Origin of the sequence: Enterobacter sp. MGH 37 (genome assembly GCF_000534515.1) — a bacterium.
Lineage (GTDB): Bacteria > Pseudomonadota > Gammaproteobacteria > Enterobacterales > Enterobacteriaceae > Enterobacter > Enterobacter kobei.
The window spans coordinates 1,959,344-1,977,931 of sequence record NZ_KI973205.1 but is presented as its reverse complement, the minus strand read 5'-3'; the positions used below and the strand labels follow the sequence as shown (position 1 = coordinate 1,977,931).

Annotated in this window: 15 protein-coding genes; 11 read left to right on the top strand and 4 right to left on the bottom strand. The window is 56.0% G+C overall.

The genetic code is table 11. The features are described from left to right. Positions 1–6 precede the first annotated feature (6 nt). Genes tar through cheZ form a run of 6 tightly spaced genes read left to right on the top strand, consistent with a single transcriptional unit; the run spans position 7 to position 6,314 of the window. Positions 7–1,674, top strand: coding sequence for a methyl-accepting chemotaxis protein II (gene tar / locus L383_RS14295; protein WP_023330738.1), 1,668 nt, complete (start codon positions 7–9; stop codon positions 1,672–1,674). Between the two features lie 44 nt (positions 1,675–1,718). Then, positions 1,719–3,320, top strand: a complete 1,602-nt coding sequence (gene tap, locus L383_RS14300; RefSeq protein WP_023330737.1) for a methyl-accepting chemotaxis protein IV — start codon at positions 1,719–1,721, stop codon at positions 3,318–3,320. 19 nt (positions 3,321–3,339) lie between these two features. Next, positions 3,340–4,206 carry a protein-glutamate O-methyltransferase CheR gene (gene cheR / locus L383_RS14305; protein ID WP_014884342.1) on the top strand — a complete coding sequence of 289 codons (867 nt, stop codon included), beginning with the start codon at positions 3,340–3,342 and terminating at the stop codon, positions 4,204–4,206. Further along, entirely contained in the window at positions 4,203–5,252 is a 1,050-nt protein-coding gene (locus tag L383_RS14310; RefSeq protein ID WP_023330736.1) for a protein-glutamate methylesterase/protein-glutamine glutaminase, read from the top strand. Before cheR ends, L383_RS14310 begins: the two co-directional genes overlap by 4 nt. A gap of 17 nt (positions 5,253–5,269) precedes the next feature. Continuing rightward, positions 5,270–5,659, top strand: a complete 390-nt coding sequence (cheY, locus tag L383_RS14315; protein ID WP_000763862.1) for a chemotaxis response regulator CheY — start codon at positions 5,270–5,272, stop codon at positions 5,657–5,659. 10 nt (positions 5,660–5,669) lie between these two features. Then, positions 5,670–6,314: a protein phosphatase CheZ gene (gene cheZ / locus L383_RS14320; protein WP_014884340.1), complete on the top strand. Its 645-nt coding sequence runs from the start codon at positions 5,670–5,672 to the stop codon at positions 6,312–6,314. Positions 6,315–6,360: 46 nt separating this feature from the next. On the opposite strand, the gene L383_RS14325 is transcribed toward cheZ, so the two are convergent. The 4 genes from L383_RS14325 to L383_RS14340 all read right to left on the bottom strand — a co-directional run bounded on the left by L383_RS14325 (position 6,361) and on the right by L383_RS14340 (position 11,470). Next, positions 6,361–7,524, bottom strand: coding sequence for a fimbrial protein (locus L383_RS14325; protein WP_023330735.1), 1,164 nt, complete (start codon positions 7,522–7,524; stop codon positions 6,361–6,363). After that, the gene (locus tag L383_RS14330; protein ID WP_149278193.1) at positions 7,514–9,988 is read right to left on the bottom strand and encodes a fimbria/pilus outer membrane usher protein; all 2,475 of its coding nucleotides are present in this window, start codon (positions 9,986–9,988) and stop codon (positions 7,514–7,516) included. The genes L383_RS14325 and L383_RS14330 overlap by 11 nt, the downstream gene beginning before the upstream one ends. An 89-nt stretch (positions 9,989–10,077) precedes the next feature. Beyond that, on the bottom strand, positions 10,078–10,770 hold the full coding sequence (locus tag L383_RS14335; RefSeq protein ID WP_023330733.1) for a fimbrial biogenesis chaperone: 693 nt from the start codon (positions 10,768–10,770) through the stop codon (positions 10,078–10,080). A 124-nt stretch (positions 10,771–10,894) separates the two neighbouring features. Continuing rightward, on the bottom strand, positions 10,895–11,470 hold the full coding sequence (locus L383_RS14340) for a fimbrial protein (protein ID WP_014884336.1): 576 nt from the start codon (positions 11,468–11,470) through the stop codon (positions 10,895–10,897). Positions 11,471–11,972: 502 nt separating this feature from the next. Here L383_RS14340 and flhB point away from each other — a divergent pair. The 5 genes from flhB to L383_RS14365 all read left to right on the top strand — a co-directional run bounded on the left by flhB (position 11,973) and on the right by L383_RS14365 (position 18,574). After that, a complete protein-coding gene (flhB, locus tag L383_RS14345) occupies positions 11,973–13,121 on the top strand; it encodes a flagellar biosynthesis protein FlhB (RefSeq protein ID WP_023330732.1) in 1,149 nt (382 codons plus the stop codon). After that, positions 13,114–15,192, top strand: a complete 2,079-nt coding sequence (flhA, locus tag L383_RS14350) for a flagellar biosynthesis protein FlhA (RefSeq protein ID WP_014884334.1) — start codon at positions 13,114–13,116, stop codon at positions 15,190–15,192. The genes flhB and flhA overlap by 8 nt, the downstream gene beginning before the upstream one ends. Next, entirely contained in the window at positions 15,192–15,584 is a 393-nt protein-coding gene (locus L383_RS14355; RefSeq protein WP_014884333.1) for a flagellar protein FlhE, read from the top strand. Before flhA ends, L383_RS14355 begins: the two co-directional genes overlap by 1 nt. Before the next feature lie 262 nt (positions 15,585–15,846). Next, the gene (locus L383_RS14360) at positions 15,847–17,430 is read left to right on the top strand and encodes an MFS transporter (protein ID WP_023330731.1); all 1,584 of its coding nucleotides are present in this window, start codon (positions 15,847–15,849) and stop codon (positions 17,428–17,430) included. Between the two features lie 4 nt (positions 17,431–17,434). After that, positions 17,435–18,574 (top strand): beta-galactosidase BglB, encoded by a 1,140-nt coding sequence (locus L383_RS14365; protein WP_032629271.1) that lies wholly within the window; start codon positions 17,435–17,437, stop codon positions 18,572–18,574. The last annotated feature ends 14 nt before the right edge of the window (positions 18,575–18,588 follow it).

Here is an 18,588-nt window from a genome sequence, read left to right as displayed (position 1 = left end):
TGTTGTATGTTGAACCGTATCCGCGTTGTCACAATGCTTATGATGGTGCTGGTCATTTTCGCACTACTTCAGCTTATCTCCGGCGGGCTTTTTTTCTCGTCATTAAAACAGAACCAGGACAGTTTCGCCGCCTCGAACGATCTTCGCCTGCAGCAGAGTGAACTCACCTCGACGTGGGATCTGATGCTGCAAACGCGTATCAACCTGAGCCGCTCGTCCGCGCGCATGATGATGGACCCTAACAATCAGCAGAGCAGCGCGAAGACCGATCTGTTGAAAAATGCCCGCGCCACCCTGGCTGACGCCGCAAAACACTACGCCGCCTTCAAACAGATCGCGCCGCAGCCTGCTATGGCGCAGGTTAGCCAGAATATCGATGAAAAATACACTGCCTACTTTGCTGGCCTGACGGAGCTGATCCAGTTCCTGGAGAGCGGCAACATGGACGCCTATTTCGCACAGCCCACGCAGGGGATGCAAAACGCACTCGGCGCCGCGCTCGGGGAATACGCGAAGGCCAGTGGCGGTCTGTATCACTCGGCCTTTACGGAAAGCCAGAATGACTACCGCTTTGCGAAATGGCAGATGGCGGCGATGGCGCTGGCGCTGGTTATTGTCCTGGTCGCGGTGTGGTACGGCATTCGCCACATTCTGCTGAATCCTCTCGGTCGCGTCATTGCCCACATTCGTGAAATTGCCGGTGGCGATCTAACCAAAACGCTGGCCGTTTCCGGGCGCAATGAGATTACCGAACTGGCTAACAGCGTTGACCATATGCAGCGTTCGCTCATCGATACCGTCGCCAACGTGCGTAGCGGCACGGATGCCATCTATACCGGCACCAGCGAAATTGCGATGGGGAATAACGATCTCTCATCCCGTACCGAGCAGCAGGCGTCCGCGCTGGAAGAGACCGCTGCCAGCATGGAGCAGCTCACCGCAACCGTGAAGCAGAACGCCGATAACGCCCGTCAGGCCTCTCAGCTGGCTGAAAGCGCCTCCGAGACGGCGCAGCGCGGCGGCCGCGTGGTGGATGGCGTGGTGAAAACCATGCACGAAATTGCCGACAGCTCGAAGAAAATCGCCGACATCATCAGCGTCATCGACGGCATCGCCTTCCAGACCAATATTCTGGCGCTGAACGCCGCCGTGGAAGCGGCGAGGGCGGGTGAGCAGGGGCGCGGGTTTGCGGTGGTTGCCGGGGAAGTGCGCAACCTGGCCAGCCGCAGCGCCAACGCGGCGAAAGAGATTAAGGCCCTGATTGAAGACTCCGTCTCCCGCGTGGATACCGGCTCGGTACTGGTGGAAAGCGCCGGGGAGACCATGAATGACATCGTGAATGCTGTTACCCGCGTAACGGACATCATGGGTGAAATCGCCTCTGCATCTGATGAGCAGAGTCGTGGTATCGACCAGGTTGCCCTGGCGGTATCGGAAATGGATCGCGTGACACAACAAAACGCCGCGCTGGTGCAGGAGTCCGCGGCCGCGGCCGCTGCCCTTGAAGACCAGGCGAGCCGTCTGAAGATGGCCGTCTCGGCGTTTCGTCTCGCTTCACTCGCTGGAAATACGGTCACTGCGCAAGCCACGTATAAAGCGCCTGCCGCCGAATCGACGGCAACTCGCCTGCGTGCTGCAACGGCCGGACAAGATGAAAACTGGGAAACATTTTGACTGACAATTAAACCGCGGCTGCTTGCCGCTTGATGGGAGCGTGGATGTTAAATCGTATTCGTATCTCGACCACACTGTTTTTGATTCTGATCCTTTGCGGTGTGTTGCAGGTTGGCAGTAACGGGTTGTCTTTTTGGGCGTTTCGCGATGGCTATCAGAATTTGCAGGATGTTGAGGCGAGTAATCAGCAGCGCTCCGCACTGGCACAAACGCGTGCCGTGCTGTTGCAGGCAAGCACTGCGCTGAACAAGGCGGGCACCTTAACCGCGCTGAGCTATCCGCCGGATGACATTAAAGCGCTGATGGCCACCGCGCGAAGCAGCCTGAAACAGGCTGGCGCACAGTTTAACGCTTTCACGGCGCAGGCGGCGGGCAGCGAGAAAGAGCACGCGCTGAAAGCCGCCATGAAGAAGAACTTTGAACAGTGGTACAGCGATCTGGACCACCAGGCGACCTGGCTTGAGAACAACCAGCTCTCGGACTTTATGACCGCGCCGGTGCAGGCCTCACAGGATGCGTTCGACGGCAGCTTTAACGCGTGGCAGCAGGATATTAACCAGTCTGTTCAACGTGCAGAGGAAGACAGCCGTATCAGCTATCACATGTCGGGTGTGATCTTTGGCGTCGTCGTGATTCTGGCGGGGCTACTGACCGGTGGGGCACTGCTCTGGTCACGCAAAATGATTGTGCAGCCGCTGGCGATTATCAGCAGCCACTTCGACAGTATTGCGAAGGGCGATCTGGCGCGTCCGGTGGCGGTGTTCGGTAAGAACGAAATTTCGGCGATCTTTGCCAGCCTGAAGGCGATGCAGGGTGCCCTGCGGGAAACCGTCTCCGATGTGCGTCAGGGCAGTTATGCCATGCACACCGGGATCTCAGAGATTGCGGCAGGCAACAACGATCTCTCTTCCCGCACCGAGCAGCAGGCGGCCTCGCTGGCGCAGACGGCGGCCAGCATGGAGCAGCTGACCGCAACGGTCAGCCAGAACGCCGATAACGCGCGTCAGGCGTCTGACCTGTCAAAACAGGCGGCAATGACGGCGAAAAAAGGGGGCGATCAGGCCTCTCACGTTGCCAGCACCATGCAGGAGATTGCCACCAGCTCGCAAAAGATTGGTGACATCATCAGCGTGATCGACGGTATCGCGTTCCAGACCAACATTCTGGCGCTGAATGCCGCGGTTGAAGCGGCGCGCGCCGGTGAACAGGGGCGTGGGTTTGCGGTCGTGGCGGGGGAAGTGCGTAACCTGGCCAGCCGCAGCGCCAACGCGGCGAAAGAGATTAAGGTCCTGATTGAAGAGTCGGTATCACGCGTCCAGCAAGGCTCAGCCCTGGTGGATACGGCGGCGCATACCATGCATGAGATCGTCACCTCCGTCACGCGGGTTAACGACATCATGGGCGAGATTGCGTCTGCGTCGGACGAACAGCGTCGCGGCATTGAGCAGGTTGCTCAGGCCGTCAGCCAGATGGATCAGGTGACGCAACAGAATGCCTCGTTAGTTGAGGAAGCGGCAGCGGCAACCGATCAGCTGGCCAGCCAGGCGGATCGTCTCACCGGGCTGGTCGCGGTATTTAATGTGAAAGAGCACGTTGAAGCAGTAAAAGAAGTCGGGCGGTCGCAGGCCGTGCCAGTTGTATCCTGAATGTAATTAAGAAGGCGCTATGACATCACCAATGCCCCCTGGGCAAACGTCATTATTGTTGCAGATGACACAGCGCCTCGCGCTGTCCGACGCGCATTTTCGTCGGATATGTCAGTTAATCTACCAGCGTGCAGGGATCGTGCTTGCGGATCATAAGCGGGACATGGTCTACAACCGTCTGGTGCGGCGCTTGCGTACGCTGGGGCTGGATGATTTTGGTCGCTATCTGAGCATGCTCGAAGCCAACCAGAACAGCGCAGAGTGGCAGGCTTTTATCAACTCGTTAACCACTAACCTGACGGCCTTTTTCCGCGAAGCCCACCACTTCCCGGTACTGGCCGAGCACGCGCGGCGTCGTACCGGGGAGTATCGCGTCTGGAGTGCGGCCGCCTCGACCGGTGAAGAGCCGTACTCGCTGGCAATCACACTTGCCGACACGCTTGGGATGGCACCCGGGCGCTGGAAGGTGTACGCCAGCGATATCGACACCGAGGTGCTGGAGAAGGCGCGCAACGGCGTGTATCGCCAGGACGAACTGAAAACGCTGTCGCCGCAGCAGTTGCAGCGATATTTCATGCGTGGGACAGGCCCGCATGAAGGCCTGGTACGCGTACGCCAGGAGCTGGCGAATTGCGTCGAATTCGCGCCCGTTAACCTGCTGGACAAGCAGTACAACGTGCCGGGGCCATTTGACGCCATTTTTTGCCGTAACGTCATGATTTATTTTGATAAAACGACGCAACAGGACATTCTGCGTCGGTTTGTTCCGTTGCTCAAGCCTGACGGTTTACTGTTTGCCGGGCACTCGGAAAACTTCAGCAACCTCGCGCGAGAGTTTAGCCTGCGTGGGCAAACGGTATATGCGCTGAGTAAGGAAAAAGCATGAGTAAAATCAGGGTATTGTCTGTCGACGATTCAGCGCTGATGCGTCAGATCATGACTGAAATCATCAATAGCCACAGCGACATGGAGATGGTAGCAACGGCGCCCGATCCGCTGGTCGCGCGGGATTTAATTAAAAAATATAACCCCGACGTGCTCACGCTGGATGTCGAGATGCCGCGCATGGATGGCATCGATTTCCTGGAGAAATTGATGCGGCTGCGGCCGATGCCGGTGGTGATGGTCTCCTCCCTGACCGGGAAAGGATCGGAAATCACCCTGCGCGCGCTGGAGCTGGGGGCGGTAGATTTTGTCACCAAACCGCAGCTCGGTATTCGCGAGGGGATGCTGGCGTATAGCGAGATGATCGCGGAGAAAATTCGTACCGCATCGCGGGCAAAACTGGCGGCCCATAAGCCAATGGCCGCCCCGGCAACCCTGAAGGCCGGCCCGTTACTCAGCTCGGAAAAACTGCTGGTGATTGGGGCGTCAACCGGAGGAACAGAGGCAATTCGTCATGTACTCCAGCCATTGCCGCTTTCAAGTCCGGGTATTCTGATTACCCAGCATATGCCGCCAGGCTTTACCCGCTCGTTCGCCGAACGCCTGAATAAGCTGTGTCAGATCAGCGTGAAAGAGGCGGAAGATGGCGAGCGCGTGCTCCCGGGACATGCCTATATCGCCCCGGGTGATAAGCATATGGAGCTGGCGCGCAGCGGTGCAAACTATCAAATCAAAATTCATGACGGACCGCCGGTCAACCGGCACCGTCCGTCGGTGGATGTGCTGTTTCATTCGGTGGCGAAACATGCGGGGCGCAACGCCGTTGGGGTGATCCTGACGGGGATGGGCAACGATGGTGCCGCCGGAATGCTTGCAATGCACCAGGCTGGCGCCTGGACGATTGCGCAGAATGAAGCAAGTTGTGTGGTGTTCGGCATGCCGCGCGAGGCCATCAATATGGGTGGCGTGAGCGAAGTGGTCGATCTTAGCCAGATAAGCCAGCAGATGCTGGCGAAAATCAGTGCCGGACAGGCAATACGTATTTGACTCAGGAGTATTATTTTATGGCGGATAAAGAGCTTAAGTTTTTGGTTGTGGATGACTTTTCCACCATGCGTCGCATTGTGCGCAACCTGCTGAAAGAGCTGGGCTTCAACAACGTTGAAGAAGCAGAAGACGGCGTTGATGCGCTGAACAAACTGCAGGCGGGTGGGTTTGGTTTTGTTATCTCCGACTGGAACATGCCAAACATGGACGGTCTGGAGCTGCTGAAAACCATTCGTGCCGATGCGGGAATGGCGTCCTTGCCGGTTCTGATGGTCACCGCAGAAGCGAAAAAAGAGAACATCATTGCTGCTGCACAGGCGGGCGCAAGCGGCTATGTGGTGAAGCCATTCACCGCGGCAACCCTGGAAGAGAAGCTCGGTAAGATCTTCGAGAAACTCGGCATGTGAGGTGATGGAAATGTTGCAACCTGCTATGAAACCCGTTGAAGAACACTCGCCGAGCGATATCATCGTCCGTATTGGCAGTCTGACGCGCATGCTGCGTGACAGCCTGCGTGAGCTGGGTCTGGATCAGGCGATTGCGGAAGCGGCGGAAGCGATTCCTGACGCGCGAGATCGTCTGGACTACGTTGTGCAGATGACCGCCCAGGCGGCAGAACGTGCGCTGAACAGCGTTGAAGCGTCGCAGCCCCATCAGGATGCGATGGAAAAGGGCGCGAAAGCGCTGACCCAACGCTGGGACGAGTGGTTCGAGAACCCGATTGAGCTGGCGAATGCCCGCGAGCTGGTGACCGATACCCGTCAGTTCCTGGGGGATGTGCCGGGCCACACCAGCTTCACCAACGCCCAACTGCTGGATATCATGATGGCGCAAGATTTCCAGGACCTGACGGGTCAGGTGATCAAGCGCATGATGGATGTGATTCAGGAGATTGAACGCCAGCTGCTGATGGTTCTGCTGGAGAACATCCCGGAACCGGCAGCCCGTCCAAAACGCGAGAACGAAAGCCTGCTCAATGGCCCACAGCTCGACGCCAGCAAAGCGGGCGTGGTGGCAAGCCAGGATCAGGTTGACGATCTGCTGGACAGCCTCGGCTTCTGATTGGTGCCGTTACCCTCAGGTTGCCTGCGTAACCTGAGGGTCTGTTCTAGCGCAGATCCATCTTCACCGTGACGTTTCCTTCGAAGCTCCCCGGTGCGGGCGTGGCATCCGTGGTGCTGACGGGAACCGCCTGTATTTTAACGCTGCCGTTTCCCTGCTCGTCCAGGTTTACTGGAAATGCATAAGTCCCATCCAGCGCCACGTTCTGGCTATTTTCGTCGTACACCCGCACGCCCAGATCGTCCCTTTCAAGCAGCTTAGCAATGTAGGGCGTACTGCTATCCACTATGCCCTGGTCGGCCGTCAGGGTGAGCTTTATCCGGTCATTATTACCAACGGCGTTATCGTCACAGTGGTAGTTAATATCGACGCTTTTTAGGGCATAGCCCTGAGGCGGTTGCCCTTTGCGGGTAAACTGTTTACTGACGATGCTGCCAAACTGGACTTCAATCGTGCTGCCTGCGTTGATGGTGCAGCTCAGCGGTGCAGAAAGGGTGCCGCCAAACCAGATATCAGAGACGTGTTCTGCCTGAGTAGCGTCGCAGCTTCCACCGGTGCCAATATAAAGGCAGGCGTAGTTTTGGGCGATGAGCGTCGCCGGGATCACCTCTTCACCCAGGATCGGTTTTTTTATGTGCAGCAGCACGGCCACGACGTTCCAGCGAAACTTGCGTTTCGATGCGGCACCACCGTCAGGCCGGGAGTCATTGCTGCATACGTCGCTTTCTTCTTCTGTTTTAGACAGGCTCGATTCGAGCACGGTAAGCATATTTCCCCGCGGGGTCGGGTACTCATTGATCGGGATTGGGGTGAGCGAGCTGCCGTCCGGGGAGTTAATCGCATCCGCATAGCCAGTAATGTGGGCATCAATTTTATCCGTAAGATAGCCAGTACCGCTGGTGCCGGGGTTAAGGGGACTGCCAGCCAGGGTTTTTTCGTAGACGGTGCTTGACGAAAACATGTTTCCCGGGCACGTGCAGTTTGCTTCCAGGTCGGCACCTGCGCCGACCAGGTGACCCGGAATATCATAATCGTTGTTTGCAACGTTTTCCGTCGACGTAAATTCATGATGGTAATCAATGGAATACGTCTGTGGGGCTCCGAAACAATTTTTGAGTACCGTGACGGCGCCGAAAGCCCCCGTTGATACCAGCATCAGCGTGCTGGTCAGAGAAACCGTAAGGGTCCGTCTTTTCATTTTAGTGAGCATAAGCTGTTTCCTGCTGACAAAGCGCGCGGGTTGAACGGATACCGTTAGGGCTCTCCGTGTATCCCTCTGCCTGCTGTAAAATATGGGCGACGCACTGTTGGTCTGGCGCTTTTCCCCATTTCACCGTGAGCTGTGTGGGCTCGCCGACGCCGGCCAGGTATACCGTGCTGGTATCGTCCACGATGCCGCTCAGGTCCGCGTTCGCGCTGGTGACGATTGCGCCAAAGGGGACGCGTTGATTGCCGGGGCGGGTTAACGCGATCAGCATTCGATAACCAACGTGCGCATCGAACCGGCTTTCAACGGCGGCATTACGTGAAGGGATCACCCGGATTGACGTATCGCTGCTCTCCACGTTTTCGGGCAGGCTTGCGGTGTCGATACGAATCGCATTTTCCTGATACGGCGTCAGGGACGGGATAACGGCGTTACCCAGCCAGTCTGTCTGAATACCCTGCTGGTTCTGAAAGCGTACACCGGAGGCGCCGTTGGCATTGACAATGGCAAACTGGCTCCCTAACGGCTGCGCCAGCGTAACGCCGCGGGGGTGTGCAACAATGGCCCCGCTGATCCCGTAGTTCATCTGCTCCGCGCTGCCGGAAGAGGCGTAATAACCGGCATTCAGGTTGGCGTATTGAGAACGATAGGTACCATATACGCTGCTGGTATCCTCCCCATCGTGATTAGAATGGCTTTGCTGCAGCGAATAGCTTAAACGTTCGTCGTCCAGCAGCGTTCCGTTGACGCCGATATTGTGTCGGGTGTAGCCATTTTTGGTGTTGCTGATGTTATAGCTACTCCACGCGCGGGGGAGCCAGCGAGTTAGCGGCACGCTAAAGCCGAAGGAGACCATCCGGTCGGCCTCCTCGTCGTTCGTTTTACTGTAGGTATATGCCAGGTGATAACTCACCCCAGACAGAACGGTGTTAAAACCTAACGACAGGCTGCGTTCTTTTTTCGACGTCCCCCAGTAGTCCTGCTGGTAGCCGTTAAGATAGAGACTGACGCCAGCAAGGTTCTGGCTGATACTGGCCTGAACGCGGTTGCGTTTGTTATAGCGGAAGAGCAAATCGCTATCGTGTCCGTCCTGCTTCTGATTAGCGTCAGCAAAGCTGTAATACCCGCGACTCGAGTAGCGATAACTGCCAAGCGTGAAATTGGTATCGGTGGCGTCAATTTTCCCCGAATAGAGTACGCGCCAGGACTGGCCGACATGCTTGCTGCCGTCGTCAAGCGTGGTATCGGCGGCGGTGACGTCTGTAGAGAGCGAACCCAGCGGCCCCAGCGCGATGCCAGCGCCCGTATTGAGGGCACTATAGTCTTGCGAAAGGGTTAGCCCGCCAAACCAGGTCAGCAGATTGTTGACGCCGTAGATGACGCTCCCCTGAAGGAAGTCGGGCTCCTTTTGGTCACTCCCGCTGTCTGCGCGATAACGGCCCGCCGTCAATTCATACTTCATGTGTCCCGGGCGCTGCATAATGGCGATGCTTGAGTAGGGTTGAGTAAAGTGATGTTCGGTGCCGTCGGCCTCTTTCACCGTCACTTCCAGGTCGCCGCTGTTGGTGGTGGAGTAAAGGTCGTTGAGCTCAAACGCTCCGGGGGCTACGTTCTGCTGGTAGATGAGATATCCGTTCTGGCGCACCGAGACGACCGCATTCGAGCTGGCGACGCCGCGAATGACCGGTGCATAGCCGCGTTGGCTATAGGGCAACATTTCTTCGTCCGTGGCGAGATTGACGCCCCAATACTGCAGGCTGTCGAACACTTCGCCGCGCGTGCTGCTCTCGCCCGCGGTGAACTGCGCTCTCAGCGCGTCGATGTCGTGCTGCAGGAAAGTGTTGATGTTATCCCACTGTGAATCGCCGTCCGATTTGCTCCACGTTGAGTAGTTTCGAAGACGCCAGCCGCCCAGGTTCGCCCCGGTACGCAAATTCAGATAGCGGCTTTCTGTGCTGTCCTCGCGATCTTCTTTGCTTTGCGAGCCCGACAGCGAATAATCGCTGAACAGGACGGGAACACCATCGTCCCAGCGCGAGGGATCGATAAAATCGCGACCGTTATCAGCCAGCGCGGCCTGGGGGATGCTCAACCTAAGCGTCATTGTTGAGAAATCAAGCTCTGCAGACGCCTGTGGAATATAGTTATCCAGCGACTCTGGGAGCGTTTCCTCCGCCGGACGCTTCAGCAACGGAGGATAACGGTCGATATTAATGCCCCAGGCGCGCAGCATCGCGGGGCTCAATTGGGGGATCAGGCGCCCGTCAGATCTGCTGACGTAGCGAATGTTGGCATCCTTCAGCCTGCGATCGTTGATTGTGATGACGGAAGAGTAGGTGCCGGGCAACTGGGCATTCGATTTTGTAAAAAGCGAGAGGTCGATATCCTGCTGCGTCAGCATGTCCCCTTCGAGTGAGGAAGGGGAAAAGAGATACTCCCGGGCATCTGCGGAAAAAATCATTAACATCAGGGTACTCGCCAGACAGCGGGTAACCGAATTCAGCCGAAAGGTTCCCCCAACAGGCAAGAAATTACGTCCTGCAATCATTCTGTCGTTTATCCCCTGGTCAGATGGAACGTGTATTTTTCGGAGGCATTGCCGTAATCGGTAATGCACCGCCAACTGACGTCATTCGCCGGTGCAGCGTCGGGAAGAGGGATATCAACGCGTGATGCTGGCCCCACCATATCGGCGCTTTCGAGCTTCTGCGAGCCTAGCGAGAGAGAGTCAAAAACGGTGTAAAACGCACTGTCGTTTATCACCGTCAGCTGCTGGCCCTGGCGAACGAAGCGCAGATTCTTGCAGGACTCGCCTGGCGTCCCGTTGAGCCCCACGGGACGCCAGAACAGCTTCAGTCGCGTTTTGTAGATGAGTCGTAGCACGTTTTTATCGGCATCCTCTGCGGCGGTTGCGGGCACCGTGCGGACATTCAAATAAAACAGCGTCTCTTTGTCTTTCGGTAACGGGCTGCCGTTCCAGGTGATTCGCAGGCTTTGCTCTTTTTGAGGATCGAGTCGAAAGAGGGGGGGCGTGACAATAAAGGGCCCACGCGTTTTGCCATCGCCAGTGTCTGTCCAGGTCTGGATCAGCCAGGGCAATTCTTTTTCACTGTTCGTAAGCGGCAGGGCAACTTCCTTTTTTGCAGCATCGTAAATTATGCGGGTGCGGCCGATTTGTATTCCCGCGGCGTGACAAAACGAACTTGTTATGACGGGAAGGCATAATAAAAAAAGCAGGGATGTGCGCACGGGAAACCCTTATTGGAGCAGGTTGAAATAATGATAATAGTCCGCTTTCGGACTATTATCGGAGCATGACGCATTACGTGTCATTATCTAATCAGTGGCATGCTGAATATTAGATAAACAGGTATTAACGGTATAAAATATTCACCGTCATATCCGCATCGGCAGGGCCAGCGGTCACCGTTGCGGCAAATGACTTATAGCGGGCGTTAAAGTCGGCTTTAATGGTATCGGTAGTACGGGTGGCCAGTTGAATATAAACCTGTCCTTCTGCCCCATCCATGGTGATAAGTTGAGTGTCTTTGCCCGCCGGGCTAACGGCGACGCCGATACCGGTGGCGGCGGTCTCACCGGTGGTGGTGATTTTGCTGACATCCAGCAGCGTAGAGGTATTGGTCAGGGTCGTCGTGCCGTTAAAGGTGAGCTGTACTGCCGGCAGCCCATCGCTCTTTACCGGGCAGTTTGCGAGCGTAATCGAGAACGGGGTCAGGGAAGATTCAGTTCCGACCGCCTTAAAAAGAGATTTAGGGTACGTCCCCAGAGGGACCGTACTGTCCGTGCCGCTATCACCCTGAATGGTGCAGCTCGGTTCAATAATTTCTCCCGTAAAGTGGACCGTCCCCGCATTCATTTCGGCAGCAAAACTGCCCATCGAAATGGCCGCAAGTACTGCGCCAGCCATAAAGTTATTTTTGAAATCCATCTGCAAAAACTCCTGAGTTTAAAAACACGTTAGGTATTCAATTTAATATTTTGGCTCAATTGACACCGTGCAGAAGTATAGCGGGTAATTTCCTTCAAGTAATTGCGGGTCAAGATTAATATTAATTATTATAACCGTCATGAAAAATATTTTAATACTGGAGAAAAACCATCATTGATATAAATCAATTATAATTTTTTCGATTTAATATTATCCATAAGTATATTTTGATCAAAAAATAGACGTATTTTGATGATGAAACCGGCCAACTCAGTTTTTAAAAATTTTATATTTATTTTTATTAAAAACACTTTTAAAAAATAATCAGTATTAAAAAGTGAATGCCAAACCTGAGTTGTACGTTTTTTGAACGGCAAACGGCCTCGCTACAGCGTTTAATCGTTAAAGTGGTTAACAGGGCATGATTATAGGGGTTTATCTACCCATTGGCGATAACCTCCCGTGGCAAGATAACCGTGACGTAATGGGCTGAGCATGCACTGTGGCAGAAGAGAACGACGACAAAACGGAAGCCCCCACACCCCACCGACTTGAAAAAGCGCGTGAGGAAGGGCAGATCCCCCGATCCCGAGAATTGACCTCCCTGCTGATCCTTGTCGTAGGGGTGTGCATTATCTGGTGGGGTGGGGAGTCGCTCGCCCGCAAGCTGGCGGGAATGCTCTCAACTGGCTTACGTTTTGACCACAGTATGGTCAATGACCCGAATCTGATCCTCAGCCAGATTATTCAGTTAATAAAAGGGGCCATGGTTGCGCTGCTGCCCTTAATTACCGGCGTGGTGCTGGTGGCGCTGGTCTCTCCAGTCATGCTGGGCGGTCTGGTGTTTAGCGGAAAATCACTGCAGCCCAAATTTTCGAAGCTGAACCCACTGCCGGGCATTGCGAAAATGTTTTCGGCGCAGACCGGGGCCGAGCTGCTCAAGGCTATTCTCAAATCGGTGCTGATGGGCAGTTCTGCCGGGTTCTTCCTCTGGTATCACTGGCCCGAAATGATGCGCCTCATCAGCGAGTCGCCCCTTACTGCCATGAGTAACGCCCTGAATCTGGTTGGACTCTGCGCGCTGCTGGTGGTGCTCAGCATTATCCCGATGGTCGGTTTTGACGTTATCTTCCAGCTTTATAGCCATTTCAAGAAACTGCGGATGTCACGTCAGGATATCCGTGACGAATATAAGCAGATGGAAGGTGACCCGCACGTTAAAGGGCGTATCCGTCAAATGCAGCGTGCTGCCGCTCGTCGGCGCATGATGGAGGATGTGCCGAAGGCGGATGTCATCGTCACCAACCCGACACACTATTCCGTTGCCTTGCGCTACGACGAAAACAAGATGAGCGCGCCGAAAGTGGTGGCGAAAGGGGCGGGGCTGATCGCACTTCGTATCCGGGAAATTGGCACCGAAAACCGCGTGCCGATCCTGGAAGCTCCACCGCTGGCGCGTGCCTTATACCGCCATGCGGAAATCGGACAACAGATCCCGGGACAACTCTACGCCGCGGTGGCGGAAGTGCTGGCCTGGGTATGGCAGTTGAAACGCTGGCGTCTGGCCGGGGGTCAACGGCCTGTGAAACCTGAGAACCTTCCGGTGCCTGCCGCGCTGGATTTTATGAACGAGAAGGACACTGATGGCTAATCTGGTGGCAATGTTGCGCCTGCCCGGCAACCTGAAATCGACCCAATGGCAGATCCTCGCCGGGCCGATTCTCATCCTGTTAATTTTGTCGATGATGGTTCTGCCGCTCCCGGCATTCATCCTCGATCTGCTGTTCACGTTTAATATTGCGCTCTCCATTATGGTGCTGCTGGTGGCGATGTTCACTCAGCGGACCCTGGAGTTTGCCGCGTTCCCGACCATTCTGCTGTTTACCACTCTGCTGCGACTGGCACTGAACGTGGCGTCCACGCGTATCATCCTGATGGAAGGACACACCGGCGCGGCAGCAGCAGGTAAAGTGGTGGAGGCCTTCGGCCACTTCCTGGTAGGCGGTAATTTCGCTATCGGTATCGTGGTGTTCGTTATCCTCGTGATCATCAACTTTATGGTTATCACCAAAGGTGCCGGACGTATTGCGGAAGTGGGCGCCCGTTTTGTGCTGGACGGGATGCCGGGCAAGCAGATGGCGATCGACGCCGATCTGAATGCCGGGTTAATCGCGGAAGATGAAGCCAAAAAACGCCGTGCGGAAGTCACTCAGGAAGCGGACTTCTACGGATCCATGGACGGTGCGAGTAAGTTTGTGCGCGGTGACGCCATCGCGGGCATTCTGATCATGGTGATTAACGTGGTGGGCGGCCTGCTGGTGGGGGTATTGCAGCACGGCATGGACATGGGCCACGCGGCGGAAAGCTACACGCTGCTGACTATTGGTGATGGTCTGGTCGCGCAGATCCCGGCGCTGGTCATCTCCACGGCGGCGGGCGTGATTGTCACCCGCGTGAGTACCGATCAGGACGTTGGCGAGCAGATGGTTGGCCAGCTCTTCAGTAACCCGCGCGTAATGCTGCTGGCCGCTGCCGTACTGGGTTTGCTTGGTCTGGTACCGGGCATGCCAAACCTCGTCTTCCTGCTGTTTACGGCGGGTCTGCTGGGCCTTGCCTGGTGGATGCGTGGCCGTGAAACCCAACCGGCGGCGGATCCGGTTCCGGTGAAAATGCCGGAGAATACTCAGGCCGTCGAGGCGACGTGGAACGACGTGCAGCTGGAAGATTCCCTGGGAATGGAAGTGGGGTATCGCCTGATCCCGATGGTGGATTTTCAGCAGGATGGCGAGCTGCTTGGCCGTATCCGCAGTATCCGTAAAAAATTCGCTCAGGATATGGGCTTCCTGCCGCCGGTGGTTCACATCCGTGACAATATGGATCTGCCGCCTGCACGCTACCGTATTCTGATGAAAGGGGTCGAAATTGGCAGCGGCGATGCCTACCCGGGTCGCTGGCTGGCCATTAACCCTGGCACCGCGGCAGGCACGCTGCCGGGCGAGCAAACCGTCGATCCGGCCTTTGGTCTGGCGGCCATCTGGATTGAAAGTGCGCTGAAAGAGCAGGCGCAAATCCAGGGGTATACGGTAGTCGAAGCCAGTACCGTGGTGGCAACCCATCTTAATCATCTGATTGGGCAATTCTCGGCAGAGCTGTTTGGTCGTCAGGAAGCGCAGCAGCTTCTCGACCGCGTGACGCAGGAGATGCCGAAGCTGACGGAAGATCTGGTCCCGGGCGTGCTGACGTTAACCACGCTGCACAAGGTGCTGCAAAACCTGCTCGAGGAAAAAGTGCCGATTCGCGATATGCGAACCATTCTGGAAACCCTTGCCGAGCATGCGCCGCTGCAAAGCGATCCGCACGAGCTGACGGCGGTGGTGCGCGTGGCGCTGGGGCGCGCAATCACGCAGCAGTGGTTCCCGGGAACCGGAGAAGTGCAGGTGATTGGCCTCGACACGCCGCTTGAACGTCTGCTGCTGCAGGCTCTGCAGGGCGGGGGCGGCCTGGAGCCAGGTCTGGCGGATCGCCTGCTGGAGCAGACCCAGGAGGCGCTGGCACGTCAGGAGATGCTGGGGGCGCCACCGGTGCTGCTGGTCAACCATGCGCTGCGTCCGCTGCTGTCGCGCTTCCTGCGTCGCAGCCTGAACCAGCTGGTGGTGCTGTCGAATATGGAGTTGTCGGATAACCGTCATATCCGCATGACGGCGACGATTGGAGGAAAATAATGGCTAAATGGCTTTGGATTATGCTCTTCCCGCTGGCGGCACAGGCGGCCGGGGAAGGCGCCTGGCAGGCAAGCAGCATGGGCGTGACCCTGAGCAACCGGGGTGTCGCCATGTCTTCTACTCCGCTGTCGCCCTCTGAAGCGGTTTCCGGTCTGATGGGGATGGTGGTCTGGAATTACAGACTGATTGGCCCAACGCCAGCCGGACTGCGGGTGCGGCTCTGCTCCCAGAGTCGCTGTACGGAAATCGACGGAGAGAATGGCACGACGCAGGCGTTCAACGGCGTGCCCGCCATTGAACCTTTGCGTTTTATCTGGGAAGTGCCGGGCGGGGGACGTTTGATCCCGGCGCTGAAAGTGCAGAGCAATTCTGTCATTGTAAACTACCGCTAACTGCCCGCTTTTTCACCAGCCATCAGGTAATACTGATGGCTGGCTCGCAAAACTGACCTCACCTTTTGATGAAAAAGAAACGCTGTTTTATAAATCAGTGACACGCGTGACGATACTCTTTGCATTTTTGCCATTCACCCCCTGCGTGATGGCAGAAACAGAAAGGTATCAGGAAGTCGATGCCTTTACTGTAGCCGTGTAAAAGCTCCCGGACGAGGTTTGCTTACAGGGAGTCTCCCAACATTGATTAGGGTTGACGGCAATGAAAACACGTAAAATTGGACTCGCAAATTATCTTGCATACGGGTCAGGTGATTTCCTCGGGGCGGGTACCACCGCCCTGACGGCGGCCTGGCTTTTGTATTTTTACACCACCTTCTGTGGACTCACACCGATTGAAGCAACGTTCATTTTTGCCGCGGCACGGGTGCTGGATGCCGTTGTCAGTCCGTTAATGGGGTTCTTGACGGACAACTTCGGTACGACCTGGCTCGGAAAGCGCTTTGGTCGCCGTAAATTCTTTATTCTGCTGGGGATCCCGTGCGTATTCAGCTACTCGCTGATGTGGGTGGGGGACATGAATTTCTGGTATTACCTGCTGACTTATCTGGTGTTTGATATTGTCTACACCATGATTCTGGTGCCGTACGAGACGCTGGTGCCGGAAATGACCGATGACTTCAAACAGAAAACCAAGTTCTCCGGGGCGCGTATTTCCATGGCGCAGATGTCCGCCATTCTGGCCTCCTTTCTGCCCGGGATATTGCTCACGCATTTCGGTAAAGACAATGCGGTCTCCTTCTTCTATGCAAGCCTGGTTTTCTCCGTTCTGTGCGCCCTGATGCTCATTTTCGTCTGGTGCTTTACCTGGGAACGTCCGCGTGAGGAATGGTCCGAAGCGGCGCTGCGGGCTGAAGAAGAGAAGAAGAAGCTGACACTCGGCCAGAGCCTCAATCGTCTGTTCGTGGAATTGAGTTCTACGCTGCGAATTAAAATTTTCCGCCAGCATCTGGGCATGTATCTCGGCGGCTACATTGCGCAGGATGTATTTAACGCGGTCTTCACCTACTACGTGGTGTTTGTGCTGATGCAGGAAGCCTCAATGGCCTCTAACCTGCTCGGTACGATGGCCATCTTCCAGTTTCTCGCCGTGCTCGGGATGATCCCGCTGTGCATTCGCTTTGGTCCTGCGCCGTCCTACCGCATGGTGGTGGTACTGTTTGGCCTGGCCTCTCTTTCTTACGCCGTCCTCTATTATGCCGGGCTGAGCGACATCTATTCTCTGCTGCTGCTGGTTTCTGCCATTGCCGGCCTTGGCCGCGGCGGTATCAACTACGTGCCTTGGAATACCTATACCTACATCGCTGATGTGGACGAAGTGATCACCGGTCAGCGCCGCGAAGGGATCTTCGCCGGCATCATGACCCTCACCCGTAAAGCCTCTCAGGCCGGTGCGGTGATGCTGGTGGGCATCGTGATGCAGATGTCCGGCTTTGTCAGCGGTCAGAAAGTGCAGCCTGCGGAAGTGAGCCATACCATTTTGATGATCCTGAGTGTGGGCACCCTCCTGGTGCTGTTCTGCGGATTCCTCGTTTCCCTGCGCTTCAGACTGAATTTACAGACCCACAGCACGCTGCGCGAGGAGACCGCGAAAATGCGTGCGTGGGGTCATGCGATACCGGAATCAGCGACGCCGCATGCCCGCGCCACTGTCGAGATGCTGGCCGGTATGCCGTATGCGTCACTGTGGGGTAATAACAACATCGGTTATCTGAATCGCAATAAGCCAGCCGCACCTTCGCTGAAGGATGGTGCAGTACTGAATTCGACATACAACAGAGGTTAAGATGATGAAAGTTTGGCCTGTCAAACATAGCCCGTTATTGCGTCAACCTGAACGCTTTATTGCCAGAGATGAGCTGAAAGCACTGATTCAAAAGGTGACGCATAACCTGGTCAATATCCACGACAAGACGGGTGAGTTTTTGCTGCGGCTGGACGACGGGCGCGTGATCGACACCAAAGGCTGGGCCGGATGGGAATGGACGCACGGCGTCGGTTTGTACGGTATCTGGCAGTATTACTGCCAGACCGGTGACACAGGCATGCGCGACATTATCGACAGCTGGTTTGCTGACCGTTTTGCTGAAGGTGCCACTACCAAAAACGTCAATACGATGTCGCCGTTCCTGACGCTGGCCTGTCGTTATGAAGAGACCAAAAACCCGGCCTGGCTGCCGTGGCTGGAAAGCTGGGCGGAATGGGCGATGACCGAGATGCCGCGCACCGATCACGGTGGCATGCAGCACATCACCCTGGCGGAAGAGAATCATCAGCAGGTGTGGGATGACACGCTGATGATGACGGTGTTGCCGCTGGCGAAAATCGGCAAACTGCTCAACAAACCGGAGTACGTTGAAGAGGCGGTGTATCAGTTCCTGCTGCACGTGCAGAACCTGATGGACCGGGAGACGGGCCTGTGGTTCCACGGCTGGAGTTACGACGGCAACCATAACTTTGCTCATGCCCGCTGGGCGAGGGGCAACAGCTGGCTCACCATCGTGATTCCGGATTTCCTTGAACTGGTTGATTTGCCGGAAAACAACGCCGTGCGCCGTTATCTGGTGCAGGTATTGAATGCGCAAATTGCCGCGCTGGCAAAGTGTCAGGACGAGAGCGGCTTGTGGCATACCCTGCTGGACGATCCGGGCTCGTACCTGGAGGCGTCCGCGACGGCCGGGTTTGCCTACGGGATCCTGAAAGCGGTGCGTAAGCGCTATGTTGCGCCTGCGTATGCTGACGTTGCTGAAAAAGCGATTCGCGGCATCGTGAAAAATATCTCGCCGGAAGGGGAGTTATTGCAAACGTCGTTCGGCACGGGGATGGGCAGCGACCTGGCGTTTTATCGCCAAATCCCGCTGACGTCGATGCCCTATGGACAGGCCATGGCGATTCTGTGTCTGACGGAGTATTTGCGGAAGTATTTCTGATAATAAAAAACCCG

Bases quoted from the DNA above. Each gene is read 5' to 3' on its own strand.
- tar (WP_023330738.1), top strand. From the start codon at position 7: ATGTTGAACCGTATCCGCGTTGTCACAATGCTTATGATGGTGCTGGTC.
- tap (WP_023330737.1), top strand. From the start codon at position 1,719: ATGTTAAATCGTATTCGTATCTCGACCACACTGTTTTTGATTCTGATC.
- cheR (WP_014884342.1), top strand. From the start codon at position 3,340: ATGACATCACCAATGCCCCCTGGGCAAACGTCATTATTGTTGCAGATG.
- L383_RS14310 (WP_023330736.1), top strand. From the start codon at position 4,203: ATGAGTAAAATCAGGGTATTGTCTGTCGACGATTCAGCGCTGATGCGT.
- cheY (WP_000763862.1), top strand. From the start codon at position 5,270: ATGGCGGATAAAGAGCTTAAGTTTTTGGTTGTGGATGACTTTTCCACC.
- cheZ (WP_014884340.1), top strand. From the start codon at position 5,670: ATGTTGCAACCTGCTATGAAACCCGTTGAAGAACACTCGCCGAGCGAT.
- L383_RS14325 (WP_023330735.1), bottom strand. From the start codon at position 7,524: ATGCTCACTAAAATGAAAAGACGGACCCTTACGGTTTCTCTGACCAGC.
- L383_RS14330 (WP_149278193.1), bottom strand. From the start codon at position 9,988: ATGTTAATGATTTTTTCCGCAGATGCCCGGGAGTATCTCTTTTCCCCT.
- L383_RS14340 (WP_014884336.1), bottom strand. From the start codon at position 11,470: ATGGATTTCAAAAATAACTTTATGGCTGGCGCAGTACTTGCGGCCATT.
- flhA (WP_014884334.1), top strand. From the start codon at position 13,114: ATGGCTAATCTGGTGGCAATGTTGCGCCTGCCCGGCAACCTGAAATCG.
- L383_RS14355 (WP_014884333.1), top strand. From the start codon at position 15,192: ATGGCTAAATGGCTTTGGATTATGCTCTTCCCGCTGGCGGCACAGGCG.
- L383_RS14360 (WP_023330731.1), top strand. From the start codon at position 15,847: ATGAAAACACGTAAAATTGGACTCGCAAATTATCTTGCATACGGGTCA.
- L383_RS14365 (WP_032629271.1), top strand. From the start codon at position 17,435: ATGAAAGTTTGGCCTGTCAAACATAGCCCGTTATTGCGTCAACCTGAA.